Source organism: Mesorhizobium sp. B2-2-3 (assembly GCF_006442405.1).
Taxonomy (GTDB): domain Bacteria; phylum Pseudomonadota; class Alphaproteobacteria; order Rhizobiales; family Rhizobiaceae; genus Mesorhizobium.
The window spans coordinates 368,813-392,994 of record NZ_VFWC01000001.1 but is presented as its reverse complement, the minus strand read 5'-3'; the positions used below and the strand labels follow the sequence as shown (position 1 = coordinate 392,994).

The 24,182-nt window shown below is 63.2% G+C and carries 20 protein-coding genes; 7 read left to right on the top strand and 13 right to left on the bottom strand.

Going from position 1 to position 24,182, the window contains the following annotated elements:
- Positions 1-28 precede the first annotated feature (28 nt).
- From FJ951_RS01830 to FJ951_RS01820, 3 genes are all read left to right on the top strand, one after another.
- On the top strand, positions 29-952 hold the full coding sequence (locus FJ951_RS01830; protein ID WP_140496679.1) for a sulfite exporter TauE/SafE family protein: 924 nt from the start codon (positions 29-31) through the stop codon (positions 950-952).
- Positions 952-1,740 (top strand): TIGR02186 family protein, encoded by a 789-nt coding sequence (locus tag FJ951_RS01825; protein ID WP_140496681.1) that lies wholly within the window; start codon positions 952-954, stop codon positions 1,738-1,740. The genes FJ951_RS01830 and FJ951_RS01825 overlap by 1 nt, the downstream gene beginning before the upstream one ends.
- 180 nt (positions 1,741-1,920) lie before the next feature.
- Positions 1,921-3,177 carry an Hsp70 family protein gene (locus FJ951_RS01820; RefSeq protein ID WP_140513226.1) on the top strand — a complete coding sequence of 419 codons (1,257 nt, stop codon included), beginning with the start codon at positions 1,921-1,923 and terminating at the stop codon, positions 3,175-3,177.
- A 12-nt stretch (positions 3,178-3,189) separates the two neighbouring features.
- Here FJ951_RS01820 and FJ951_RS01815 read toward each other — a convergent pair whose 3' ends face one another.
- Positions 3,190-4,092, bottom strand: a complete 903-nt coding sequence (locus FJ951_RS01815; RefSeq protein ID WP_140496685.1) for a LysR family transcriptional regulator — start codon at positions 4,090-4,092, stop codon at positions 3,190-3,192.
- A gap of 277 nt (positions 4,093-4,369) precedes the next feature.
- On the opposite strand from FJ951_RS01815, the gene FJ951_RS01810 reads away from it, so the two are divergent.
- Genes FJ951_RS01810 through FJ951_RS01800 form a run of 3 tightly spaced genes read left to right on the top strand, consistent with a single transcriptional unit; the run spans position 4,370 to position 8,972 of the window.
- Positions 4,370-7,300: a molybdopterin oxidoreductase family protein gene (locus FJ951_RS01810; protein WP_140513224.1), complete on the top strand. Its 2,931-nt coding sequence runs from the start codon at positions 4,370-4,372 to the stop codon at positions 7,298-7,300.
- Positions 7,297-8,031 (top strand): 4Fe-4S dicluster domain-containing protein, encoded by a 735-nt coding sequence (locus tag FJ951_RS01805; RefSeq protein ID WP_140496689.1) that lies wholly within the window; start codon positions 7,297-7,299, stop codon positions 8,029-8,031. The genes FJ951_RS01810 and FJ951_RS01805 overlap by 4 nt, the downstream gene beginning before the upstream one ends.
- Positions 8,032-8,036: 5 nt before the next feature.
- Entirely contained in the window at positions 8,037-8,972 is a 936-nt protein-coding gene (locus FJ951_RS01800; protein ID WP_140513222.1) for a DmsC/YnfH family molybdoenzyme membrane anchor subunit, read from the top strand.
- Positions 8,973-8,977: 5 nt separating this feature from the next.
- Here the strand turns inward: FJ951_RS01800 and pdeM are convergent, their stop codons facing one another.
- The 5 genes from pdeM to FJ951_RS01775 all read right to left on the bottom strand — a co-directional run bounded on the left by pdeM (position 8,978) and on the right by FJ951_RS01775 (position 15,006).
- The gene (gene pdeM, locus FJ951_RS01795; protein WP_140496693.1) at positions 8,978-9,694 is read right to left on the bottom strand and encodes a ligase-associated DNA damage response endonuclease PdeM; all 717 of its coding nucleotides are present in this window, start codon (positions 9,692-9,694) and stop codon (positions 8,978-8,980) included.
- Positions 9,691-12,225 carry a ligase-associated DNA damage response DEXH box helicase gene (locus FJ951_RS01790; RefSeq protein ID WP_140513220.1) on the bottom strand — a complete coding sequence of 845 codons (2,535 nt, stop codon included), beginning with the start codon at positions 12,223-12,225 and terminating at the stop codon, positions 9,691-9,693. The genes pdeM and FJ951_RS01790 overlap by 4 nt, the downstream gene beginning before the upstream one ends.
- Positions 12,226-12,323: 98 nt before the next feature.
- Positions 12,324-13,184: an NlpC/P60 family protein gene (locus FJ951_RS01785; RefSeq protein ID WP_140513218.1), complete on the bottom strand. Its 861-nt coding sequence runs from the start codon at positions 13,182-13,184 to the stop codon at positions 12,324-12,326.
- Positions 13,185-13,213: 29 nt separating this feature from the next.
- Positions 13,214-13,564 (bottom strand): MarR family winged helix-turn-helix transcriptional regulator, encoded by a 351-nt coding sequence (locus tag FJ951_RS01780; RefSeq protein ID WP_140513216.1) that lies wholly within the window; start codon positions 13,562-13,564, stop codon positions 13,214-13,216.
- A 77-nt stretch (positions 13,565-13,641) separates the two neighbouring features.
- Positions 13,642-15,006, bottom strand: a complete 1,365-nt coding sequence (locus tag FJ951_RS01775; protein WP_140513214.1) for a leucyl aminopeptidase family protein — start codon at positions 15,004-15,006, stop codon at positions 13,642-13,644.
- A gap of 130 nt (positions 15,007-15,136) precedes the next feature.
- Between FJ951_RS01775 and FJ951_RS01770 the strand changes: the two genes are divergently transcribed.
- Positions 15,137-15,958, top strand: coding sequence for a tetratricopeptide repeat protein (locus FJ951_RS01770; protein ID WP_140496703.1), 822 nt, complete (start codon positions 15,137-15,139; stop codon positions 15,956-15,958).
- 83 nt (positions 15,959-16,041) lie between these two features.
- Here the strand turns inward: FJ951_RS01770 and FJ951_RS01765 are convergent, their stop codons facing one another.
- Genes FJ951_RS01765 through cpaB form a run of 7 tightly spaced genes read right to left on the bottom strand, consistent with a single transcriptional unit; the run spans position 16,042 to position 24,054 of the window.
- Positions 16,042-17,058 carry a type II secretion system F family protein gene (locus FJ951_RS01765; RefSeq protein ID WP_140496706.1) on the bottom strand — a complete coding sequence of 339 codons (1,017 nt, stop codon included), beginning with the start codon at positions 17,056-17,058 and terminating at the stop codon, positions 16,042-16,044.
- 9 nt (positions 17,059-17,067) lie between these two features.
- Entirely contained in the window at positions 17,068-18,081 is a 1,014-nt protein-coding gene (locus FJ951_RS01760; RefSeq protein WP_140496708.1) for a type II secretion system F family protein, read from the bottom strand.
- Between the two features lie 29 nt (positions 18,082-18,110).
- Positions 18,111-19,619 carry a CpaF family protein gene (locus tag FJ951_RS01755; RefSeq protein ID WP_140496710.1) on the bottom strand — a complete coding sequence of 503 codons (1,509 nt, stop codon included), beginning with the start codon at positions 19,617-19,619 and terminating at the stop codon, positions 18,111-18,113.
- A 29-nt stretch (positions 19,620-19,648) separates the two neighbouring features.
- Complete coding sequence (locus tag FJ951_RS01750; RefSeq protein ID WP_140513212.1) at positions 19,649-20,938, bottom strand: CpaE family protein; 1,290 nt, start codon at positions 20,936-20,938, stop codon at positions 19,649-19,651.
- Between the two features lie 34 nt (positions 20,939-20,972).
- Complete coding sequence (locus FJ951_RS01745) at positions 20,973-21,710, bottom strand: CpaD family pilus assembly protein (protein ID WP_140513210.1); 738 nt, start codon at positions 21,708-21,710, stop codon at positions 20,973-20,975.
- Positions 21,711-21,724: 14 nt separating this feature from the next.
- A complete protein-coding gene (locus FJ951_RS01740; protein WP_140513208.1) occupies positions 21,725-23,245 on the bottom strand; it encodes a type II and III secretion system protein family protein in 1,521 nt (506 codons plus the stop codon).
- Positions 23,242-24,054, bottom strand: coding sequence for a Flp pilus assembly protein CpaB (gene cpaB, locus FJ951_RS01735; protein WP_140513206.1), 813 nt, complete (start codon positions 24,052-24,054; stop codon positions 23,242-23,244). Before cpaB ends, FJ951_RS01740 begins: the two co-directional genes overlap by 4 nt.
- Positions 24,055-24,182: the final 128 nt, after the last annotated feature.

Genomic DNA, 24,182 nt, shown 5'->3' with positions numbered 1-24,182 from the left:
CGACTGGCAAACTGATCGAGACCGACGGGTGGGCATCTATCTCCCGATTGCGGAAATTTCCGTCAACGTCTTCGTGCTGCTGGCCATGGGCGCTGCGGTGGGCTTTCTGTCGGGCATGTTCGGCGTCGGCGGCGGTTTTCTCATCACGCCGCTCCTGATCTTCTACAACATCCCACCGGCAATCGCGGTGGCGACCGGCGCCAACCAGGTCATCGCCTCATCCTTCTCCGGCGCGCTGTCGCATATGAAGCGCGGCACGCTCGACTTCAAGCTCGGCGGGGTGCTGCTTGCCGGCGGCATCGTCGGCTCCACCGGCGGCATCTATGTCTTCGCTTTCCTGCGCAGGCTGGGACAGCTCGATCTGTTCATCTCGCTGCTCTACGTCGTGCTTCTGGGCACCGTCGGCGGGCTGATGCTGGTCGAAAGCATCAACGCGCTGCGCGCCACGCGCAGCGGCGCGGCACCGGTGCTGAAGAAATCCGGCCAGCACAACTGGATCCACCGCCTGCCGCTGAAGATGCGGTTCAGGGCCTCGAAGCTGTTCGTCAGCGTCATCCCCGTCCTTGGGCTGGGCGCGGCCATCGGCTTCCTGTCGTCTATCATGGGTGTCGGCGGCGGCTTCATCATGGTGCCGGCTCTGATCTATCTCCTGAAAGTGCCGACCAACGTCGTCATCGGCACCTCGCTGTTCCAGATCATCTTCACCTCGGCCTACACCACTCTGGTCCACGCCACCACCAATCAGACGGTCGACGTGATGCTGGCCTTTCTTTTGATGGCCGGTGGTGTCGCCGGCGCGCAATATGGCGCCAAGGCCGGCCAGCGGCTGCGCGGCGAGCAGTTGAGAGCGCTGCTGGCGATGCTGGTGCTGGCGGTGGCGATAAGGCTTGCCATCGACCTCTTCGTCACGCCGCCCAATCTTTATTCGCTGTCCGGCGCGGGCTTCAACTGATGAATGGCCTGAAAGCGCTCGCAACCGCCGCTCTTCTGTCATTGATCGCCGCCGCACCCGCGAAGGCGCAGACGCCGCCGACCGAAAGCATCCAGATCGGCCTTTCCACCGACAAAGTCTCGATCACCGCCGGCTTTTCCGGTGCCGACCTGACCATTTTCGGCTCGTTGGAAAATCCCGATCCGCTGGTGGCGCGCCAAGGCCGCTACGACATCATCGTCGTGCTCGAAGGTCCACCCAAGCCGGTGGTGGTGCGCCGCAAGGACCGGGTGCTCGGCGTCTGGGTCAACCTGGAATCCGAGACCTTCGAAAACGTGCCGGTGTCCTATTCGGTGGCGACGACGCGGCCGTTGCAGGACATCACCGAGCCGAACAGCTACAGGCAATTGTCGCTCGGCGCCTCCAATCTCTACATGCAGCCGGCCGATGCCGGCGACAGCCCGGCCACGATCGAGGAATTCACCGCGGCGTTGCGCGAACGCAAGGCCGCAACCGGCCTCTACAGCGAGAATGTCGGCGGCGTGCAGTTCCTGTCACAGAACCTGTTCCGCGCCACGGTGCGGCTGGCGCCGAACGTTCCGGTCGGCACCCACAAGGCGCGCGCGTTCCTGTTCAAGAGCGGCCTGTTCATCAAGGAGAGCTCGGCCCAGCTCGAAATCCGCAAATCCGGTTTCGAACAGTCGATCTTCCGTGTCGCCCACGACTATTCCTTCCTCTACGGCGTCTTCGCCATATCACTGGCCATGGTGACGGGCTGGCTCGGAAGGTTGATCTTCCGCAAGGACTAAGGCGGCTACAAAGGGGGTTCCCCTTTCCTGGATCATGCTATAGACCGCCACCTCCCGGCCCGCCGGGCAACACGCACAATTCAATTCGGCAGAGCAGTCCGGCCACCCCGGACGACAGAGAGCGCACGCTTCACAGGCGGCGCCGAACCACTGCCTTGGCAGAGATGACAGGAGGCTGCGATGCGCCCAGCATTCGCCGGCATCGATTTTGGCACTTCCAACTCTACCGTGGGCGTGGTCAGGAGCGGCCAGCCGCACCTCGTCGCGCTGGAAGGCGGCGAGGTCACGCTGCCAAGCGCCGTGTTCTTCAACTTCGAGGACAACCGTACCTGTTTCGGCCGCCACGCCATCGCCAATTACACCGACAGCGTCGAAGGTCGGCTGATGCGCTCGCTGAAGAGCGTGCTCGGCAGCGCGCTCGCGCAGGAAAAGACGCGCATCAAGGCGCGGTCGATCGGCTTCATGGAGATCGTCGGCCTGTTCCTCGGCCATCTCCGAAAAAGACTGGAGGACGATGCCGGCGGCGCCGTCGAGAGCGTGGTGCTCGGTCGGCCGGTGCAGTTCGTCGACGACGACGCCGAGGCCGATGCCAGGGCACAAAGCGAGCTCGAAGGAGCCGCCCGCGCCCAGGGCTTCAAGCATATCGCCTTCCAGTTCGAACCGATCGCGGCGGCCCTCGACTACGAGCAGAAGGTGACGCGCGAGGAACTGGCGCTGATCATCGACATGGGTGGCGGCACGTCGGACTTCTCGATCGTAAGGGTCTCGCCGCAGCGTGCCCGCTCGCTTGACCGCAAGGACGATATCCTGGCCAGCCGCGGCATCCATATCGGCGGCACCGACTTCGACCGATTGCTCAGCATCGCGCATGTGATGCCGGAACTCGGCTACCTCAGCCCGACCAAGGACGGCAAGCGCAACCTGCCGGCCAGCTACTTCATCGATCTTGCCACATGGCAACGCATCAACCTGGTCTACACGGCCAAGGCGATGACGCATCTGCGTCAGATCCGCTACGAGGCCGAGCGCGCCGATCTCGTCGACCGCTTCATCCATATCGTCGAGCACCGGTACGGGCACGCGCTGGCCGCTCTTGTCGAAAGGGCCAAGATCGAGCTGACCGACAAGGTCTCGGCCGATGTCGAGGTGAGGCTGCCGGAAGTCCAGTTCGCCGCCGAGATCACCCGAAAGGCGCTGGACGCCACGATCGCCAGGGACATCGAGCGCGTTGCCGCCACGGTCGGCCAGACCATCGGCGACGCCGGGGTCAAGTCGTCCGACATCACCGCCGTGTTCCTGACCGGAGGATCCACCGCGATCCCGCTGGCGAGACAAAAAATCCTGTCGCTGATGCCTCAGGCTTCGGTCATCGAGGGCGATATGTTCGGCTCGGTCGGACTTGGCCTTTCGCTGGACGCGCAGCGCAAGTTCGGCTGATATCCGGACAATTCACGAACGCGCGGACGCCTTCTCGTCGGCCCCCAAATGCGCCTTGAGCGCCATCTGGGCCAAGCTTGCCTGGCGGTCGCGATGTGTAATCATGGCGAAGTCGCGTTTCGGCAGTTCGAGCGGCACGGACCGCAGGCTGCCTTCGGCGACGGCGCGTCCGACGACGAGCTCCGAAATGATGGTGGCGCCGGCACCGGCCTCGACCGCCTGGCGAACCGCCTCGTTGCTCGGCAGCACCAGAAATATCTGCAGGTCGTCAAGCGAAATCCCTTCGCGGCGCGCCAGATCCTCCAGCACCTCCCGCGTGCCGGAACCGCCCTCGCGGATGATCCAGCGCAGCCCTTTTATGTCGGGGCGGCCCGGCGCGATTTCGGCGATCTCGGGATGAGAACCGGCAACCACCAGCATCAACCGGTCGATATCGACCTTGGCGCGGCGCAATATGTCGGACTCGGTGCGCCCCTCGACCAGGCCGAGATCGGCGGTTCCATCCAGCACGCTGGCTTCGACCTGCCTGGTGTTGCCTATGCTGACGCTCAGCCTGACCGCAGGATAGGCTTCGTGGAAGGACGCCAGCCGGCGCGGCAGCCAATAGCTGGCGATCGTCAGGCTGGCGGCGATGGAGAGGCTGCCGGCAACCGTCTGCGAGACATGTTCCAGCACATTGCGTGCGGCGGCGGCTCGTTCCAGTACGGCCTTGGCTTCTGGCAGGAACCGGTGACCGGTCTGGGCAAGTTCGATGTTGCGGCCGACCCGGTTGAACAGGTGGACGCCATGCTGCTCCTCAAGCGCGCGGATGGCGGCCGACGCGGCCGATTGGGAGATGCCCAGCAGCTCCGCCGCTTTGGTCATGTGGCCGCGCTCGGCGACGGCGACAAATATCCGCAACTGGTCAAGTGTCATAAGGCATTAAGAACCAATATCGATCGAATTTACAAGAACAACTGATTAGACGGGTTGATAGCTTTATTCTAAGTTTTCAATCGAAGTTAGAAAAAATTCGCTACCGATTGACAGAGAATGAAATGATCGGGCGGTTCAAGTCCCTGTTCGCACACTGGACCCGCGGCCTGCGGCGGCGGCTGGCCGGCGATCGCTATCATCCGGAAGAGCATTACATGCGCGGTCCCGGGCCGAAAACCAGGGCCAAAGCCGCGAACCGCAGAAGCGCTCGGGGATCATGACCCAAGGATCTCTGCACGGCGCGAATTCCGCCCCGTCCCAACGCCCGCTCGCCGACACGAACGCACCCGACGAGAACGATGGCGTCGACACCTCGCCCGCCGTCTCCGACCGCATCGCCAAGACCACATGCTATATGTGCGCCTGCCGCTGCGGCATCGACGTGCACATCAAGGACGGCAAGGTCCGCTACATCAACGGCAACAAGGATCATCCGGTCAATCGCGGCGTGATCTGCGGTAAGGGCAGCTCCGGCATCATGCAGCATTACAGCCCTGCCCGGCTGAAAAAGCCGCTGCTGCGCACCGGCTCGCGCGGCTCGGGAGAATTCCGCGAGATCGAGTGGGAAGAAGCGCTGACGATCGCCGCGGAGCGGCTTTCGTCCATCCGCCGCAGCGACCCGAAGAAACTCGCCTTCTTTACCGGCCGCGACCAATCGCAATCCCTGACCGGCTGGTGGGCAAGCCAGTTCGGCACGCCGAACTTCGCCGCGCATGGCGGTTTCTGTTCGGTGAACATGGCCGCAGGCGGGCTTTATACGATCGGCGGCTCGTTCTGGGAGTTCGGCGAACCCGACTGGGACAATACCCGGTATTTCATGCTTTTCGGCGTCGCCGAGGACCATGATTCCAACCCGATCAAGATCGGCCTCGGCAAGCTGAAGGCGCGCGGCGCCAAGGTGGTGTCGATCAATCCATGCCGCACTGGCTACAACGCCATCGCCGACGACTGGATCGGCATCCGGCCGGGCACCGACGGCCTATTCGTGTTTGCCCTCATCCACGAGCTCTTGAAGGCAGGCCGCGTCGATCTCGACTATCTCCTGCGCTACACCAACGCCCATGTGCTCGTCATCCAGGATCCGGGTGCGGCCGATGACGGGCTGTTTGTCCGCGATGGCGCCGGCAACCTGCTCGCCTGGGACAGAGTGGCGAAGGTGCCTGTCCGCGCCACCGACGCCAGCGCCAAACCGGCACTGACCGGCAGCTTCACCATCGACGGCCGTCGCTGCGTTCCGGCGTTCCAGCTGATCGCCGATCGATACCTCGATGAGAGCTATTCGCCCGATGCGGTCGCGGAGCGCTGCGGCATTGCCGCCGGCACGATCCGCAGGATCGCCGCCGAGCTCGCACATGTCGCCTTTGAGCAGACGATCGAACTGCCGGTGGCGTGGACCGACTGGGCCGGCCGCCGCCACGAGACGATTAGGGGACGGCCCGTGTCGATGCACGCGATGCGCGGCATCTCAGCCCATTCCAACGGTTTTCATTCTTGCCGAGCCATTCATCTGCTGCAGGTGCTGCTCGGAACGGTGGACGTCCCGGGCGGCTTCCGCTTCAAACCGCCTTATCCGCGTTGCGCGCCGCCAGGACCGAAGCCTGCCGGCAAGAACGTCCGGCCGATGACGCCACTGGACGGCATTCCGCTCGGCTTCGTCTGCGGGCCTGACGACCTTCTGGTCGATGAGGCAGGCGTGCCGATCCGCATAGACAAGGCCTATTCCTGGGAGGCGCCGCTCGCTGCGCACGGCTTGATGCACACCGCCATCCGTAACGCCTGGGCCGGCGATCCATACAAGATCGACACGCTGATGATGTACATGTCGAACATGGCTTGGAATTCCTCGATGAACACCGTCGAGACGATTCGTATGCTGACCGACCGCGACGAGGCGGGCAATTACAAGATCCCTTTCATCATCTATTCCGACGCCTATTATTCCGAGACCGTGCCGTTCGCTGACCTCGTGCTGCCCGACACAACCTATCTCGAACGGCACGACTGCATCAGCCTGCTCGACCGGCCGATCAGCCATGCCGACGGACCGGGCGATGCTATACGCCATCCCGTGGTCGAGCCGGACCGGGACGTGCGCCCGTTCCAATCGGTGCTGATCGAGCTCGGCGCGCGCCTCGGCCTGCCGGGTTTCGTCAGAGAAGACGGGGCGGCCAAATATGCCGACTATGCCGACTACATCGTCAATCACCAGCGCACGCCCGGTATCGGCCCGCTTGCCGGCTGGCGCGGCAAGGACGGCAATTCGACCGGCAAGGGCGAGCCAAACCCGGACCAGTTGCAGCGCTACATCGACAATGGCGGCTTCTGGCACCACGATTTCGCTGAGGACCAGCGTTACTACAAGATGGCCAACCGGTCCTATCTCGATTTCGCGGTGCAGATGGGCTTCATCCCGAAGGCCGAACCAGTCGTCTTCCAGCTCTATTCCGAACCCTTGCAGCGCTTTCGTCTTGCCGCGCGCGGTCACGGTCGGGCCGTGCCGCCCGAGAGCGAACGCCAGCGTATCGAGACCTACATGGACCCGCTACCCTTCTGGTACGCACCGTTCGAGGAAGCGGCTGTCGACCAGCAGAAATATCCGTTGCATGCGCTGACGCAGCGGCCGATGCACATGTACCATTCCTGGGGTTCGCAGAATGCGTGGCTGAGGCAGATCACCAGCCAAAACCGGCTGTTCGTGCATGAGAGGACCGCCGCAGGTCTCGGCCTTGCCGACGACGACTGGGTGTGGATCGAAAGCATCAATGGCAAGGTCAAGGGACAGATCAAGCTGGTCGAGGGCGTGAACGAAAGCACGGTCTGGACCTGGAACGCCATCGGCAAAAGGCGCGGCAGCTGGGGGCTGAAGGACGATGCCGCCGAGAGCAATCGCGGCTTCCTGCTCAACCACATCATCGGCGACCAGACCACGGCAGACACCAACGGCAGGCGGTATTCGAATTCCGATCCGGTGACCGGCCAGGCGGCATGGTTCGATCTCAAGGTGCGCATCGTCAAATGCGCGGCGGAGGAAGCCGGTTTCACCGAGCCGCAATTCGAGCGTTTCCACCAGCCGCCGCAATTCCAGCCATCGCCGGACACACTTCGCTTTGGCGCCGAATTCCGCATGAACAGGGAAGCCGCCAAATGACCTGCGTCCCCGCCCACACGGGCAAAAAACTAGGCCTGGTCATAGACCTCGACACCTGCGTCGGTTGTCAGGCCTGCGTCACCGCCTGCAAGGAATGGAACACCGGCGGCCACATGGCGCCGCTGACCGACATCGACCCCTATGGCGGCCATGTCGACGGCGTCTGGTTCAATCGCGTGCACAGCTACGAGCACACCACCGCGATGGGCGGCCGCACGGTGAACTTCCCGCGCTCGTGCCTGCATTGCGAGACGCCGGCCTGCGTCACTGTGTGTCCGACCGGCGCCTCCTACAAACGAGCCTCGGACGGCATCGTGCTGGTCGATGAGGACAAGTGCATCGGCTGCAAGCTATGCAGTTGGGCCTGCCCCTATGGCGCGCGCGAATTCGACACCGATGTCGGCGTGATGAAGAAATGCACGCTCTGCGTCGACCGCATCTACAATGACAATCTGGCCGAGGAGGACCGCGTGCCGGCCTGCGTCGCGGCCTGTCCGACCAGCGCACGGCATTTCGGCGATCTCGGCGACCCCGCCTCGGCGGTGTCGCAACTGGTTGAGGAGCGTGGCGGCGTCGACCTGATGCCGGAACTCGGCTACCGCCCGACCAACAAATACCTGCCGCCGCGCGCGCATACCGAACGCGCCGCAAAGATTTCTGCGCCAACCCTGGAGCCGGTGAGGGCCGAGGGTGGGTTCCTCGGCTGGGTCGACCGCATGCTCTCGAACTAAACCCCATGCATCCAGCCTTCTCGGTCGTCTTCTTCACCACCGCCACCGGCGCCGGCTACGGCCTGCTGGCGCTGCTCGGCGTGCTGGCGCCACTTGGCGTCATCGCACCCGATTTCTGGCTGGGCTTCATCGGCATGGGACTGGCGCTCGGGCTGATCACCGCCGGCCTGTTGTCCTCGACCGGACATCTCGGCCGCCCCGAACGCGCCTGGCGTGCGTTCTCGCAATGGCGCAGTTCCTGGCTGTCGCGCGAAGGCGTCGCCTCGGTCGCCACCTTCGTCCCGGCCGGACTGTTCGGCATTGGCTGGGTCATTCTTGGCCGCACCGATGGCTGGGTCGCCGCCGCCGGACTTCTGGCAACGATCGGCGCCGTCATCACCGTCTGCATGACCGGCATGATCTATGCCTCGCTGAAACCCATCGCTCAGTGGCACAGCCCTTACACCTTGCCCGGCTATCTCATTTTCTCGGCTATGAGCGGCAGTGTGCTTCTGGCCGCGCTATGCCAAGGCTTTGCCGTCGGTTCCAAAATGCTTCTGGCAGCCTGCGTACTGCTGACCCTGCTCGGTTGGGCCTGGAAGCTTGCGACCTGGCGGTACAACGACCAATTGGAAATCCCCACCAACGCCAACACCGCAACCGGGCTTGCCGGGGGGACGGTTAGATCGCTGGAATGGCCGCATACCGAGGAAAATTATTTGCTCAAGGAAATGGGTTTTCGCATCGCGCGCAAGCACAGCGCAAAGCTGCGGCGGATCACCCAGCTCCTGGGTTTCGCGCTGCCCGCGTTGCTGCTGATTACGGCCTTCGCCTTGCCGTCACCTTTCGCGGCGCTCGCATCGGTGTTCGCCGCGGTCGCACAGTTTGTCGGCATGCTGGTCGAACGTTGGCTGTTCTTCGCCGAAGCGAAGCACACGGTCACTCTCTACTACGGGAAATAGCGGCTTCAGCCGGGTCGCAGCATCGAGCCTGAAATCGCAAAGATGCGGTCCGTGCCGAGCATATACGCCATCAGCGATTCCAGGCGGAACAGGCCGGCATAGGCGCGGTCGAGCACGTTGAGTGAGCCGGTATAGGCGCCGAAGGCGGGCATGATCATGCGGCCGCCATCGCCGGCGAAGCAGCGCCGCCGCACCGAACGGCCCTGCTGGACGATGCGGGCGCAGGGATGGAGATGGCCCGATATCTCGCCCTCGACGCGCAGCTTCGACGGCTCGTGCCGGAACAGCAACGAGCCGATGGCGAGTTCGCGCACCGTATCGCCCGGCAGGTCGGCCGGCGCCTCCGGGTCATGGTTGCCGGCCACCCAGAACCAGTCGCGGCCCGCCATCAGCGCCTCCAGCCGTTCGCGGAAACTTCGATGCATGCGCTCGGCGCCGCCGCCATCGTGGAAGGAATCGCCCAGGCTGATCACGATTGCCGGCTGGTAGTCCGAGATGACGGCCTGCAATCGCAGCAAGGTCGCGCCGGTGTCATAGGGCGGGAGCAGCATGCCGCGCCTTGCCAGCGATGAGCCTTTTTCCAGATGCAGATCGGAAACGGCCAGAAGCTTGAGCTCGGGAAAGTAGAGCACGCCGCGCGGATCGCAGACCGCACGTTCGCCGGCGATGCCGACCAGATCGGCGTCGGCGATCAACGATGCGCGCGCCAGCGAAAAATTCATTCCTCAGCCATCTCCGGCCCCATGGCTTCCTCAACCAGCGTGGCCGCATCCATCAGCAGCGTTTCATCGGCTTCGCCGTGCACCGGCATCTTGCCGATCTCGAGCATGATCGGCACGGCGAGCGGCGATATCTGTTCGAGGTTCTTATGCATGATTCGACCTTGAATGCGCGAGAGCATGTCCGCAAGTCTGCTGACATCGAGCAGGCCCGCCGCCGCGTCCGCGCGCGTCGCCTGGAGCAATATGTGATCCGGCTCATGGCTGCGCAGGACGTCATAAATAAGGTCTGTCGAGACAGTCACCTGACGGCCACTCTTCTCCTTGCCGGGATGACGCTTTTCGATCAGCCCTGAAATCAGCGCGCAATTGCGAAAAGTGCGCTTGAGAAGCCAGCTGTCTGCCAGCCAGGCCTCGAGATCGTCGCCAAGCATGTCCTCATCGAAAAGCGCGCCGAGCGAGGGTTTTCCGGCTTTGAACATCGCCCCCATGTCGCCCAGCGACCAAATGGCCAAGGCATAGTCGGTGGCGACGAAGCCAAGCGGCCTGGCGCCCGTCCTGTCCAGACGGCGGGTAAGCAGCATGCCGAGCGTCTGGTGGGCCAGCCTGCCCTCGAAGGGGTAGGCGACCAGATAGTGGCGGTTGCCGCGCGGAAAGGTCTCGATCAGCAGGTCATCGCGTTTGGGCAGCATCGATTTGTCGGCCTGGAAGCGCAGCCAGTCGGCCACCTGCTCGGGCAGTTTCTTCCACCGCTGCGGATCGTCCAGCATGGCGCGGACCTGTTCGGCGAGATAGGTCGAAAGCGGGAACTTGCCGCCGCCATAGTAAGGCACCTTCGCATCGCTGCCGGGCGCGTTCGAGACGAAGCACTCATTCTCGCGAATGCCTTCGAAGCGAAGAACTTTGCCGGCGAACATGAAGGTGTCGCCATGCGTCAGCGTCTCGAGGAAAGCCTCCTCGATCTTGCCTAAAACCCTGCCGCCGCGCGACACGGAACCCTTGCTGCCGGCCTGGACATAACGCACGTTGAGCGCCGGCACCTCGATGATAGTGCCGACGTTCAGCCTGTATTGCTGGGCCACGCGCGGATTGGATACCCGCCACAATCCCTCCTTGTTGAGGCGGATGCGGGCGTATCGCTCATAGCTCTTCAAGGCGTAGCCACCCGTGGCGACGAAATCGACGACGCGGTCGAATGTCGGCCGACCCAGCCCGGCATAGGGGGCCGCCGACCGCACCTCCTCGTAAAGATCGTCCGCGCGGAACGGTGCGCCGCAAGCACAGCCAAGGACATGTTGCGCCAGCACGTCGAGCCCGCCATCGACCAGTGGAGGCGTATCCTGCGCGCCGAGGTAGTTGGCATCCAGCGCTGCCCGGCATTCGAGCACCTCGAAGCGGTTGGCCGGGATGAGGACGGCTTTGGATGGTTCGTCCATGCGGTGGTTGGCGCGGCCGATGCGCTGCGCCAGCCGGCTCGCTCCCTTGGGTGCGCCGACATGCACGACGAGGTCGACGTCGCCCCAGTCGATGCCGAGGTCGAGCGTCGAGGTGGCGACGATGGCGCGCAGCGCATTGTCGCCCATCGCCTTCTCGACCCGCCGCCGCTGCGCGACATCGAGCGATCCGTGATGCAGCGCGATCGGCAAGGTATCTTCGTTGACGCGCCACAATTCCTGGAACAGCAACTCCGCCTGGCTGCGTGTATTGACGAACAGCAGGGTCGTCTTGTGGCGCTTGATCTCGCGGTAGATCTCGGGCGTCGCGTAGCGGGCCGAATGTCCGGCCCAGGGCACGCGCTCCTCCGAATCCAGGATGGATATTTCGGGCTTTGCGCCGCCGGTAACGACGATCAGTTCGGCCATATCGCCGGGTGGATTCTGGCCGACCAGCCAGCGGCGCAATTCGTCCGGTTCGGCCACCGTGGCGGAAAGTCCGATGGTCTGAACCTCGGGCACGAACTGGCGCAGCCGCGCCAGACCAAGCGCCAGGAGATGACCGCGCTTCGAAATCACCAGCGAATGCAACTCGTCGAGCACGACATAGCGCAGGTCTTCGAAGAAACGCCTTGCATCGGGAGCCGCGATCAGCAGTGCAAGCTGCTCGGGCGTGGTGAGCAGGATGTCGGGCGGCACCAGCTTCTGCCGCTGGCGCTTGTGCGCCGGCGTGTCGCCGGTGCGGGTCTCGATGGTGAGGGAGAGCCCGATCTCCTCCACCGGCTTGCCAAGGTTGCGCTCGATGTCGACAGCCAGCGCCTTCAGCGGCGAGATGTAGAGCGTGTGGATGCCGCGATGGGCCTGACCCGGTTTTCGCCTGGCCCTGACGGCCAGTTCGGTCAGCGAAGGCAGGAACCCGGCCAGCGTCTTGCCGGCGCCGGTCGGTGCGATCAGCAGTACCGACTGCCCTGCCTGAGCCCTCGCCAGCAATTCGATCTGGTGCGCGCGCGGCGCCCAGCCCTTCTCGCCAAACCATCTGAGGAATGGGTCGGGCAGAATGACGGCGGCATTCTGGTCGGCAAGGCGCGGCTTCTCTGTCACGCGTCAGAGTTAGCGCGACGGCGCGCTAACGCCAAGAACAATCGGAACAAAAGGTGATCGAGCAGTTTTTCTCTCCCTGGGAGAAGGGAGGATTGGCGCTAGGGCCGCCGGAACCCCGTCGGCCCGCCGTAGAGATAGCCGATGCGGGCGACGGCTTCCTTCAGGCCTTCGCGCGACACCAACATGGTGTGGCCGTTGGCGTGGATCATGGTCTCGGCATCGGTCATGATGGCGACATGGCCTTTCCAGAAAACGAGATCGCCGCGGCGCAGGCCGGAATAATCGGGGCCTGGATCCAGCGGCTCGCCGATGCTCTGCGCCTGCATGTCGGAATCGCGCAGGACATCGGCGCCGGCCATGCGCATCGCCAGTTGCACGAGGCCGGAGCAATCGATGCCGAAGCCGGAGACACCACCCCAAAGATAGGGCGTGCCGAGAAACATCTCGGCCACCGAAACATAGTCGGCGGCCACATTACTGAGCGGCCGCAGGTGACCCGCTATGATTGCCTCACCGGAGGGCAGGACGGCATAGTGGGTGCCGCGCGTTTCGGCGGACCCGGTCACCGTGACGGTGGACCCCATCGACAGCTGTCCCGCGATCGGAAGGCGCAGATCCGGGCCGGGATAGAGGAAAGTTCGGGGCACGGAGACGATATGGGTGAGCGCATGATCCCGCCCGCCCAACATGGCGTCGGCGACATAGCCGACATAACCGTCCCGTTCGGCCTGGATCCAGGCCCAGCCCTCTCTGTCCTCGAAAACGAGCACGTCATCGCCGAACAGGCCTTGCGTGTTGACACCAGCGTCTGGACGCGGAGCCTTGCGGATATCGGCAACCGGGATCGAAATCCGCGCCGGCCGGCCGGCGACGAAGCGGTCGGCAGCGACCTCTCCTTTCAATCTCGCATCGGCAAGATCGGGCCGAAAGGCGTGGAGGCGGGCATCCCTGGCGGTCAAATCAGTTTATCCATTGAAGCGGCTGGTCGTCAGATGGGCAGCTCTTGTGCCTTGGCGATGATACCATCGCCGAAGCGCTCGACAAAGAGGGCGCCTTCGACCGTGCGCTTGATCAGCACGTTGCGCTTGTCGAGCTCGTCGCGATGACGCGACACCAGTTTGAGCGCACCCATTGTATCCAACGCGCGGGTGATGACCGGTTTGGTGACGTTGAGACGGGCCGCCAGCCCGCGCACCGTGTGCGGCGGCGGATCGAGATAGATGGTGAACAGGATAGCCGTCTGGCGCATGGTGAGGTCGGGCGCGTCGTCGCGCACCTGCGACAGCATCACTTGCTGCCACAATCGCAAGGCCTGGCTCGGGCGCATCGAAATCGACATCGCACGAGAATGACGGCAAATTGTTTCGGTTCCGTTTCAGTTTCGGCAACCTGCCGGCCCTGAAAGTCGCCGCCACCTCAGCCAAAACGCTTCGAGATGACGCGCTCCAGTGCCCGGATGCCTTGCGCCTCGCCGCCGGCAGGTCCGTGCGGACGATCGGCGGGGTTCCAGGCGAATATGTCGAAATGCGCCCAGCTTGGCGTCTTCTCGACAAAGCGCTTGAGAAACAGCGCCGCGGTGATGGAACCGGCGAACCCATCCGTGGTGACATTGTTGATGTCGGCGATCTTCGACGATAGCTTCGCATCATAGGGCCGCCACAGCGGCATGCGCCACAGCGGATCCTCGACCGCCAGCGAGGCTGTCGTCAGTTCCGAGGCTAGTGCCTCGTCGCCGGTGTAGAAGGGCGGCAGGTCCGGACCTAGCGCGACACGAGCAGCCCCGGTGAGCGTCGCCATGTCGACAAGCAATTGCGGCTCCTCCTCGTCGGCCAGCGCCAGCGCATCACCCAGAACCAGTCTTCCCTCGGCATCGGTGTTGCCAATCTCGACTGACATGCCCTTGCGGCTCGCCAACACGTCGCCAGGCCTGAAGGCGTTGCCGGCGATCGAATTCTCGACGGCCGGGATCAGCACGCGCAGCCGCACGTTCAATCCGGAGGCCATGATCATCGAGGCCAGACCCAGCACATTGGCGGCGCCCCCCATGTCCTTCTTCATCAACAGCATGCCGGACGACGGCTTGATATCGAGGCCGCCAGTGTCGAAACAGACGCCCTTGCCGACCAACGTCACTTTCGGCGCGCTCCTTGGCCCCCAGCCCATGCCGATAAGACGCGGTGCGCTGGACGAAGCCCGGCCGACGGCATGGATCATCGGGAAATTCTGCTTGATGAGATCGTCGCCCTTGATGACCGACACCTCGGCCTTGTGAATTTCGGCCAGGGCTCGAACCGCCTTCTCCAGCTCGTCCGGCCCCATGTCGCTGGTCGGCGTGTTGACAAGATCGCGCGTCAGGAAGACGCCTTCGACGATGCGGCGAACGCGTTTTGCCTCTACGCCGGCCGGCAATTCGAAGCGCAGCGCCTTGCCCGGTTTCTTGCCATAGCGGGTAAAGACATAGCCGCCGAGGGCCAGCGCGATCGCCGCCAGCTCCGGCTCGGCCGGCGCGGAGGTGAAATGCCAGTCGCCCTCCGCCAGGCTTTTCGCCAGCGCGCCGACGGCCAGCGCGCCCTCGCCGTCGCCAATGCCGAACAAGGCACCGCCGAGCGCGCCGTTTTCCGCAGGCACGATGAGCGTCCTGCCCGCTTCGCCGGAGAAGCCGTTGGCCCTGGCCCACGCCACGGCTGATGACGTCAGACCGGCCGTCTCCAGACCGTCCTTAGCCACTAGATGGACAGGAAGCGGGTTGTTCAGCTTGTTCTCGACCAGTTCCACTGACATTCGATGTTCTCCTGCCGACGTCCGTCGATTCGGCGCTTCTTAACTGTCCGTTAGGGTTAACAGAATATTTCTTCGAGAGGGAAGATGGTCACGCAATGGCCACGCGCACGAATGGAGGCCCAGGGTGCCGATGTCGACGAACCGCACGATGAACGCCAGCGGAAAGCGGCTCATCACCACGGCCTTCATGCTCGCCCTCGCCGCAGGCGTTGCCGGCTGCGGAACCGACAAGATCAGCACAGGCTCGATCGGACGCACCAGCGGCAAGCCGCTGGAGACGATGTCGGCGGGAGAATTGCACAATGCGACGGCAGCGCTTGGCCAGTCCTATTCCAGGAATCCCAACGATAAGCGGATAGCGACCAACTTCGCCGCGGCGCTGCAGATGGATGGCGATGCCGACCAGTCGCTTGCCGTGATGCGCAAGCTGGCGATCGCCTATCCCAAGGATCGCGACGTGCTTGCCGCCTACGGCAAGGCGCTGGCCGCCAACGGCCAGTTCGAGGCGGCGCTTGATGCCGTGCGCCGGGCGCAGACGCCGGAATATCCCGACTGGAGGCTGGTGTCGGCGGAAGCGGCGATTCTCGACCAGCTCGGCCAGAAGGACGACGCGCGCCAGCTCTACCGCAAGGCGCTGGAGCTCAAGCCGAACGAACCTTCGGTGCTTTCCAACCTTGGCATGTCCTATGTGCTGGGAGGCGACCTGCGCACCGCCGAAACCTATATGCGCTCGGCCGCACAGCAGCCGAATGCCGACAGCCGCGTGCGCCAGAACCTGGCGCTGGTCGTCGGCCTGCAGGGCCGCTTCGACGAAGCCGAGAAGATCGCCTCGCAGGAGCTGTCACCCGAACAGGCGCAGGCCAATGTCGCTTATCTCAGGCAGATGCTGGCTCAGCAAAATGCCTGGAGCCAGCTCAAGGATCAGGACAAGGCGAAAGCCGCAACCAACTGAGCGGCACGCGGCCACCGAACCCCTGCATAAGAGAACCGCGCTGCGTCAGCCGCGCGGTTTTTCTTTGGATCGGTCAGATTCACCTACTGGCTGCTGGTTTCGTGCGCCTGGCCGAAGATGCCGCGCTGGCTGACCTGGATGCCGGCAGGGCCGAGGATGATGGCGAACAGCACCGGCAGGAAAAACAGGATCATCGGCACGGTGAGCTTGGGCGGCAAGGCGGCGGCCTTCTTCTCGGCAGCGTTCATGCGTTGGTCCCGGCTTTCACCCGCGAGCACGCGCAACGCATGCGCCACAGGGGTGCCGTAACGCTCGGCCTGGACGAGTGCCTGCGACACCGACTTGACGGATTCCAGGCCGGTGCGGCTGGCGAGATTCTCATAGGCCTGCTTGCGCTCCTGCAGATAGGAGAGCTCGGCGTTCGTCAGGATGAATTCTTCCGCAAGGGCCACGGATTGGGCGCCGATCTCGTCGGCGACCTTGCGCAATGCCGCTTCCACCGACATGCCCGACTCGACGCAGATCAGCATCAGGTCAAGCGCGTCCGGCCATGCCATCTGGATCGATTGCTTGCGCTTGGTGGCGCGGTTGTTGACATAGACGACCGGTGCGTAGAAGCCGCCATAGGCAACGAGGACGCAGACGAACAGCCGGATGAACAATGGCTGCTGCGGCAGTCCTCCGAGCACGAATATGTAGATCACGCCCAGTGCGAAGCCGACAAACGGAAGCACGAGGCGGAAGAAGAGAAACCGCGTCAGCGGGTTCTGTCCACGGAAACCGGCAACCTTGAGCTTCTGCAAGGTACCCTCGTCGGCGAGGGCGCGCCGCAGGTCGAGCCTGTCGACGATGTTGCGCATGCCGATCGACTGTTCTTCGCGCAGGCCCTTGCGGCGGCGATCCGCCTCGCTTGCAAGCCGCGCGCGCTGCTTGGCGCGCAATTCGTCGCGTTCCAGCGCGACCGACTTCATGCGCGCCTTGAGCTGGTTTCCGCCAAATGCCGGCAGCAAGGTGAAGACCGTCGCGAACACGGCAATGCCGACCAGCAGCGCGATCAGGAGGCCGGGATCCGTCAGTGATTTGACGACTTGTTCGGTCATGCCGCGGCCCTAGACTTCGAAGTTCATCATCTTGCGCATCACGAAGATGCCGATCGACATCCAGACGGCCGAAACCCCCAGGATCAGGTTACCGATGCTCGTGGTGAACAGCGGCATCAGGTAGTTGGGGCTGGAGAGATAGACGAGAAACGCGACGATGAAAGGCAGCGCGCCGATGATGGCGGCGGACGCCTTGGCTTCCATCGACAGCGCCTGGACCTTGGCCTTCATCTTCTTGCGGTCGCGAAGCACGCGCGAAAGATTGCCCAGCGCCTCGGAGAGATTGCCGCCGGCCTGCGACTGGATCTGAATGACGATGCCGAAAAAGCTCGCCTCGGTGCATGGCATGGTTTCGGGCATGCGCAAGGTGGCATCCGGGATCGACAGGCCCATCTGCTGCGAATCGACGATGCGGCGAAACTCGGCCTTGACGGGCTCGGGAGATTCATTGGCGATCAGGCGCACCGCATCGTTCAGCGGCAGGCCGGATTTGACCGCGCGCACGATGATGTCGAGCGCGTTGGGAAATTCGTTGAGGAATGCCTTGACCCGCCGCGCGCGGCGAAATGAGACGAACCAGCGCGGCAGGCCGAGCGCACCGGCCAGCAGCACGCCAGGCAAAACAAAAAGCGGCGCCCCCACCACAAACGCGATGATCGTCAGGGCTAGGCCGCAAATGGCGGAATAGATGTAGAAGCGTTCGATGGAAACCTTCAGGCCGGCTTGGCGCAGTTGGGCCTTCAGCGGCGGTTTCTTGACCGCGCTGTCCTTGGATTTCTGCTTCTCGTCGAGTTCCTTCAAGGAATCCTGGACCGACTTGCGTCTTTTGGCCGCCTCCGCCACGCGATCGCGCGAGGCCTTGACGACGGAGCGATCCGTCTCCGCGGTCTTGATCGTTTCCAGCCGCTTGCCGGCCTGCTTTTCGTTGCTGATCCGGGTGAACAGGAATGCATAGGCGACCGCGCCGGCGCTGAAGCCGGCGAGCACGACAAACGCCAATACGGTGCCGTCAATTCCAAACATCGACCAGAACCCTTACGCCTGCAGCAGCGTCAGTCAGCGCGTTTCTCCATCGCCTCAAGCGCTATTGCGAGGCGCTGCTCCTCGCCATAGTAACGGGCGCGGTCCCAGAAATGCGGGCGACCGATGCCGGTCGATACATGCTCTCCCAGCAGCCGCCCATTCGCGTCCTCGCCCTTGATGTTGTAGAGGACGATGTCCTGCGTGATGATGACGTCGCCTTCCATTCCGATCACCTCGGTGATGTGAGTGATGCGGCGCGATCCGTCGCGCAGGCGTGCCGCCTGGATAATCACGTCGATGGAGCCGACGACGATTTCGCGCACGGTCTTCTGCGGCAGCGAAAAACCGCCCATTGCTATCATGGATTCGATACGATTCAGGCATTCGCGCGGGCTGTTCGAGTGGATCGTTCCCATCGAGCCGTCATGGCCGGTGTTCATCGCCTGCAGAAGGTCGAACACTTCGGGTCCGCGCACTTCGCCGACGATGATGCGCTCGGGCCGCATGCGCAGGCAGTTCTTGACCAGATCCCGCATCGTCACCTCGCCTTCCCCTTCGAGGTTGGGCGGGCGGGTTTCCAGACGGACAACATGCGGCTGCTGTAGTTGCAGTTCGGCCGAGTCCTCGCAGGTGATGACGCGTTCCTCGCGATCGATGTAGTTGGTCAGGCAGTTGAGGAGCGTCGTCTTGCCCGAGCCGGTGCCGCCGGAGATGACGATGTTGCAGCGAACTCGGCCGATGATCTTGAGAACCTCGGCTCCTTGCGGCGAGATGGCGCCGAACTTCACCAGCTGATCGAGCGTCAGCTTGTCCTTCTTGAATTTGCGGATGGTGAGCGCGGTGCCGTCGATGGCGAGCGGCGGCGCGATGACGTTGACGCGGGAGCCGTCGGGAAGACGCGCATCGCAGATCGGGCTGGATTCATCGACGCGGCGGCCGACCTGGCTGACGATGCGCTGGCAGATGTTGAGAAGCTGCTGGTTGTCACGAAAACGAATGCCGGTCTGTTCGACCTTGCCGTTGACTTCGATGTAGACGTTCTTGGAGCCGTTGACCATGATGTCGGCGATGTCGTCGCGGGCGAGCAATGGCTCGAGCGGCCCATAGCCAAGCACGTCGTTGCAGATATCCTCGAGCAGTTCTTCCTGTTCGGCGATCGACATCGCGAAATTCTTGATCGCGATGATGTCGTTGACGATGTCGCGGATTTCCTCGCGCGCGCTTTCGGGATCGAGCTTGGCGAGTTGCGACAGGTCGATCGTGTCGATCAGGGCGGCGAAGACCTGGCTCTTGGTGTCGTAGTAGGTTTCGCTCTTTTCGCGCGCCGCCCGCTTCGGCTCCGGAGCTATCGGCGGCGCCTCGACCGCGCGGCGGGCCGGCGGTGCAACAGGAGCGCTCGACGCAGGTGCGGCCGCCGGCCTCGCAAGAACCGCCGTATCGGCCGAATCCGCGACGGCTGGCGCGGTCGGCGCCGGTGCCGGCTGGCGGAATTCCGGCTTGAACCGGTTGCCGTCGTCGCTGCCTCTCTTACCAAACATGATCGACTACCGATTCCACTGAAGAAGCATCATTTCTTGTTGCGCGAAAGCTTGCCGAGCAGATTTCCGAGACCCGCTTTTTTCTTCACCCGGATTTCGCTGCGACCGGTCAGCACATGGGCAATTTCGTTGATCGTGGCGACAACCGGGTTCTTGGCGTCCATTTCACCAAGCATACGTCCGTTGTTGGCGGCATTGCCGAACAGCAGCGGGTCAAAGCCGATGATCGCCATCGCGGCCAGGCCGAGCGGCTCGGCGAAATCGGACGGGGAAATCTCCGGACGTTTGGGCACGCCGGCCTGATTGATGATGAGTTTGGGCGGCGAGTCGTTGGGACGAAGCCGTTTGAGCATGTCGACCAAATTCTTGGTATTGCGCAAATTGGCCAGTTCCGGCGTCGCCGTGATGACGATTTCATCGGCCTTGATCAGGGTGTTCTTGGTCCAACCCGTCCAGACATGGGGAACGTCGAGCACCAGGAGCGGCACGGTGCGCTGCGCGGTGTCGACAAGCTGCGTAAAGGCGTCGGGATCGAAATCATAGACGCGTTCGAGCGTCGAGGGCGCGGCGAGCAGCGAAAGGTGTTCGGCGCACTGGGTCAGCAGCCGGTCGAGATAGACTTCATCGATGCGCTCGGGCGAAAACACCGCTTCGGCGATGCCTTGCGCGGGATCCTGGTCGAAATTGATGTTGGCCGTGCCGAAAGCGAGGTCGAGGTCTGCGACGACCACCTCGGATTTGAACAGGGAGGACATCGCCCAAGCCACGTTATGGGCGATGGTGGAAGAGCCAACGCCACCCTTGGCGCCGACGAAGGCGATCGAGCGGCCGAGCGGCTCGGCTTCCGGATCGACAAAGATCGACGATATGACGCTGACGATGTCGGCCATCGACACCGGCGCGATGACATATTCGGAAATGCCGGAGCGGATGAGCTCGCGATAGAGGCCGACATCGTTGTAGTGGCCGATTACCACCACTTTGGAAGACGGGTCGCAATATTCCGAGAGCTGCGCGAGCTGTTCCAGCAGCTGTTTGGGTTCGCTGCGCGACTCCAGCAGGATCAGGTTCGGCGTCGGCGCCGACTGGTAGAATTCGATGGCCGTGGGGACGCCGCCCATATGGACCTTGAGATGGGCCTTGGTCATGCGGCGGTCCTCGCCGGCGCGCTCGACTGGATTGGCGACACCCTCGGTCTCGCAGAATGCCTGGATCGAGATGCGGGGAACCGGCCGCAGCGCCTGCATCGCGGCGATGTCCTGCGGCGAGGTCTCACCGCCGTCCACGGGGGTGTCATAGGCAAGATTGCTCATGGTCATCTTTCCGTGACTTCTCTTTTCCTTAGGGCGCGGCTCAGTATGTCACTTCAGAATTGCCGAGGAACTCGTCCGAAATACCCCTGCTGCGGTAGACGTCGATCACCGCGCCACGATTTTCCGCGTCGATGGTGGTCTGCTTGCGCGGCCCGATCAGGTCGGCCGGATTGGCCATCTGGGCGGCGAGATTGTTTTGATAGGAGCAGCCGAAATCGGCATAGTGTTTGTTCTCAGACGTCTCCAGCAGGTCATCTGGCCATCGTCCGCATTTGTCGGTCTGGGCCTTCACGGCGATATAGGCGACCCGGATCGGGGCGGATGTCTCACTCGAGGCAGCCTGATAGGAGACGACCACGATCCGGTTGCGCTTGACGCCCGCGGCAATCGCGAGCCGGGCGAAATCGCGCGCTGCTGCGGCGGCGGCGACCTCGTTGGCCGAGCCGCTCGGAACCTGGATCGTCAGCGTCGGGGCAGCACTCTTGTCATAGCCGTCGAGGAAACCCAGGAGCGTATCGCGCTGCGAGCCGGTCATGCCGCGGTCACCTGCACCGACAGGTAGATCTATCTTTTGGTTCTTCTCGGCGATCACGATCGGATGGTTGGTGCGGTAGTCGTCTGGAATGGCGCCGACGGTGACACTGTCGCGCTGGGCGCAGCCGGCCAGCAATGCCGCCATCGCCACCGCCAGGGCAGGAATGGCGCGCCGGAGAATTCCCGAACGGCCGGAGCGCGTGGTCATGGCGATGGTCCTTGCCTGCAATGCTGACTGAGACATGTCCGCTTCCCCGTTCACTTGTAGATGAAGCCGACGACGCCGTGATAACGGCCGCTGGGCTTGTCCGTCTGCATTGTGCCGTAGACACGATTGACTCGGCCCAGGAACATACCGGCGCCATCGCTGGCGGCGTTGAAATTGTCGTCAGGTTTGGCGAGGTCGTTTCGTGCCACCGGTTTCACCAGATAGGGCGTGATGATGATCACCAGTTCGGTCTCGTTGCGCACGAAGTCTCTGCTTCGGAACAGTGTGCCGAGCACCGGGATCTTTGTCAGCCCGGGCAGGCCGGCGACAGCCTGCCTGACGTCATCGCGGACGAGGCCGGCGATCATCATCGAACCACCTGACGGCAATTCGACGGTCGTGTCGGCAAGTCTCTTGCGGATAGACAACAGCGTGGTTCCGGGCAACCTGCCTGCAGCTTCCAGCGTGGTGGCGCCTTCGGCAGTAGGCTCCGACACGGACGTCCGGACCTTGAGGCTGATCCGACCGGCCGACAGCACAACCGGTTGGAACTCCAAGCCGATGCCGTATTCAAGTTTGTCGTTGGTGTATGTGACCTGCCCTGTCTTGTTCTCGTCCGAAACATTGTTCGTACGGCTGGTGATGAGATTGAACTCGCCACCGACCCTGAATGTTGCCTTCTCACCCGACACGGCGGTGAGGGTCGGCTCCGCCAGCGTCTTCATGACGCCACCTTGCTCCATTGCGTTTAGATACGCCTGAAGCGCCGAGGTGCCGATCGAAGCTCCCGAGAATTGCGAGAGCGGTTTCCCAAGCCCGTATGCCGGGGTGCTCATCGCGTCATAGCTGATGCCGTTGCTACCGCCGCTGCCCACCATGTTGACGCCAAGCTGCTTCATCACGGAGCGGCTGACTTCGGCGACCGTCACCTTGAGCGTGACCTGGTCGTCGCCGATGATCTGCAAAAGATTGACGATTTTCGAGACGCGGCGTTCCTGGTCCGGATTGTTGATGTCGACACCACTCTGGGCCGAGCCGCCGGCCGCGGTCTGCGAATATTGTCCCGTCGTCGCTTCACCGCCCGAGACGAAGATCGTCGCCAGGTCGACGGCGCGTTTGGCGTCCAGCGGCGTGTCGACGGTTCCCGTCAGGACGACGTTGTCGTTCAGCAGTTCGACCTTGATGGACGATGTCGGGATGAAGCGCTTGATATAATCCTCCAGGCCTGCGACGTCGCGTTCGACGGCCAGATCGAGGCTGACGATCTGTTCGCCATTCGGCCCGAACACAAAGATGTTGGTCTCGCCAACCGCCTTGCCGAACAGGTAGATGCGCCTCGCGGTGCGGGTCACCGCATCGGCGACGGTCGGATTGGCGACAAGAATGTCGTAGGCATCACTCGGCAGGTCGATGACCACCGACTTGTTGAGGCCGAGCTTGACGCGCTGGGTGGCCGCCGAAGCCGAAACCTGTGCACTCTTGGCCTCGACAACGCTCTGCACGTTTGTCCCAATGAGCAGCAGGCCGAAAGCCGCTGCCATGATCGCCGGCAGTTTACCGCTTAGCCTCATTTCCTTGCCCCCACTTCGGAAACTTCGCCCGACTTGATCAGCCTGACCGTTCCCTTGCGGCCATTGCCGGAAACGAGATAGTCGGCCTCATCCAAATTCTTTTCCTGGGTGTCCGTGATCGCGCGCAGCGCGAGCGTCAGGCGATCCGCCATCTGCTGGGCGACGGTGATGATCTCCGCCTGCTTGGGCGTCAGTTCCAGCGTGGCGGTCTGGCCCACCCTGGTCTTCTTGCCTTCCTCGTCCTCCTGGATGGTCTGGTCGATCGCCAGGACGCGGATGTTCTTGAGGATGGTTTCGGTGTTGAAGCCGGAGCCGCCGCTGTTGGCATCGGCCCGGCGGGTCATAATGACGTCGACGAAATCATTCGGAAGGATGAAGCCGCCGGCAGAGGTGTCGGCCGATATCGTCGTGGCGACCGCCCGCATGCCGGAGGGCAGGATCGACGACATGAAGCTTTGCCCCTCGCCGATCAGCTTGGAACGCCGCACCGGCTCGCCCGCGTACATCGGCACACGGGCTATGGACCCCTTCAGTTTCTCCAGGGCGTCGGGAGCAGTGGCCTTGGTGATGAAATTGGCGTTGATGCCGTCGGCCGGCCAGGATTGCCAGGCAATGTTGTTCTCGAGCTGGCTGCCCATGGTGACATCACCCGACAGGACAAGCACGTCCTGCAATGCCACGGCGGGAGCCGCTGGACCGGACTCGACGATCTGCGGTGGCGGCGCGGCGACCATGTTCTTCGCGACATAGCCAGCACCACCCGCCGCGGCGACCGCCACGCTCAGAATAATCAATCGGGATGCTGGCATCTGTCCGAACCCTCGCCTTGGCAAACCACCTAGCCAGGCCGGACTTTGCAGCGGCAATCGTCAAAACAAGGTTAATGTAATGCTTACGATCGTGATTAATTTAAGGTTTACATAAATTAGCTGTATTG

Bases quoted from the DNA above. Each gene is read 5' to 3' on its own strand.
- pdeM (WP_140496693.1), bottom strand. From the start codon at position 9,694: ATGAATTTTTCGCTGGCGCGCGCATCGTTGATCGCCGACGCCGATCTG.
- FJ951_RS01815 (WP_140496685.1), bottom strand. From the start codon at position 4,092: ATGACACTTGACCAGTTGCGGATATTTGTCGCCGTCGCCGAGCGCGGC.
- FJ951_RS01770 (WP_140496703.1), top strand. From the start codon at position 15,137: ATGTCGACGAACCGCACGATGAACGCCAGCGGAAAGCGGCTCATCACC.
- FJ951_RS01745 (WP_140513210.1), bottom strand. From the start codon at position 21,710: ATGTCTCAGTCAGCATTGCAGGCAAGGACCATCGCCATGACCACGCGC.
- FJ951_RS01800 (WP_140513222.1), top strand. From the start codon at position 8,037: ATGCATCCAGCCTTCTCGGTCGTCTTCTTCACCACCGCCACCGGCGCC.
- FJ951_RS01810 (WP_140513224.1), top strand. From the start codon at position 4,370: ATGACCCAAGGATCTCTGCACGGCGCGAATTCCGCCCCGTCCCAACGC.
- FJ951_RS01820 (WP_140513226.1), top strand. From the start codon at position 1,921: ATGCGCCCAGCATTCGCCGGCATCGATTTTGGCACTTCCAACTCTACC.
- FJ951_RS01825 (WP_140496681.1), top strand. From the start codon at position 952: ATGAATGGCCTGAAAGCGCTCGCAACCGCCGCTCTTCTGTCATTGATC.
- FJ951_RS01780 (WP_140513216.1), bottom strand. From the start codon at position 13,564: ATGTCGATTTCGATGCGCCCGAGCCAGGCCTTGCGATTGTGGCAGCAA.
- FJ951_RS01755 (WP_140496710.1), bottom strand. From the start codon at position 19,619: ATGTTTGGTAAGAGAGGCAGCGACGACGGCAACCGGTTCAAGCCGGAA.
- FJ951_RS01740 (WP_140513208.1), bottom strand. From the start codon at position 23,245: ATGAGGCTAAGCGGTAAACTGCCGGCGATCATGGCAGCGGCTTTCGGC.
- FJ951_RS01760 (WP_140496708.1), bottom strand. From the start codon at position 18,081: ATGTTTGGAATTGACGGCACCGTATTGGCGTTTGTCGTGCTCGCCGGC.
- FJ951_RS01765 (WP_140496706.1), bottom strand. From the start codon at position 17,058: ATGACCGAACAAGTCGTCAAATCACTGACGGATCCCGGCCTCCTGATC.
- FJ951_RS01750 (WP_140513212.1), bottom strand. From the start codon at position 20,938: ATGACCATGAGCAATCTTGCCTATGACACCCCCGTGGACGGCGGTGAG.
- FJ951_RS01805 (WP_140496689.1), top strand. From the start codon at position 7,297: ATGACCTGCGTCCCCGCCCACACGGGCAAAAAACTAGGCCTGGTCATA.
- cpaB (WP_140513206.1), bottom strand. From the start codon at position 24,054: ATGCCAGCATCCCGATTGATTATTCTGAGCGTGGCGGTCGCCGCGGCG.
- FJ951_RS01775 (WP_140513214.1), bottom strand. From the start codon at position 15,006: ATGTCAGTGGAACTGGTCGAGAACAAGCTGAACAACCCGCTTCCTGTC.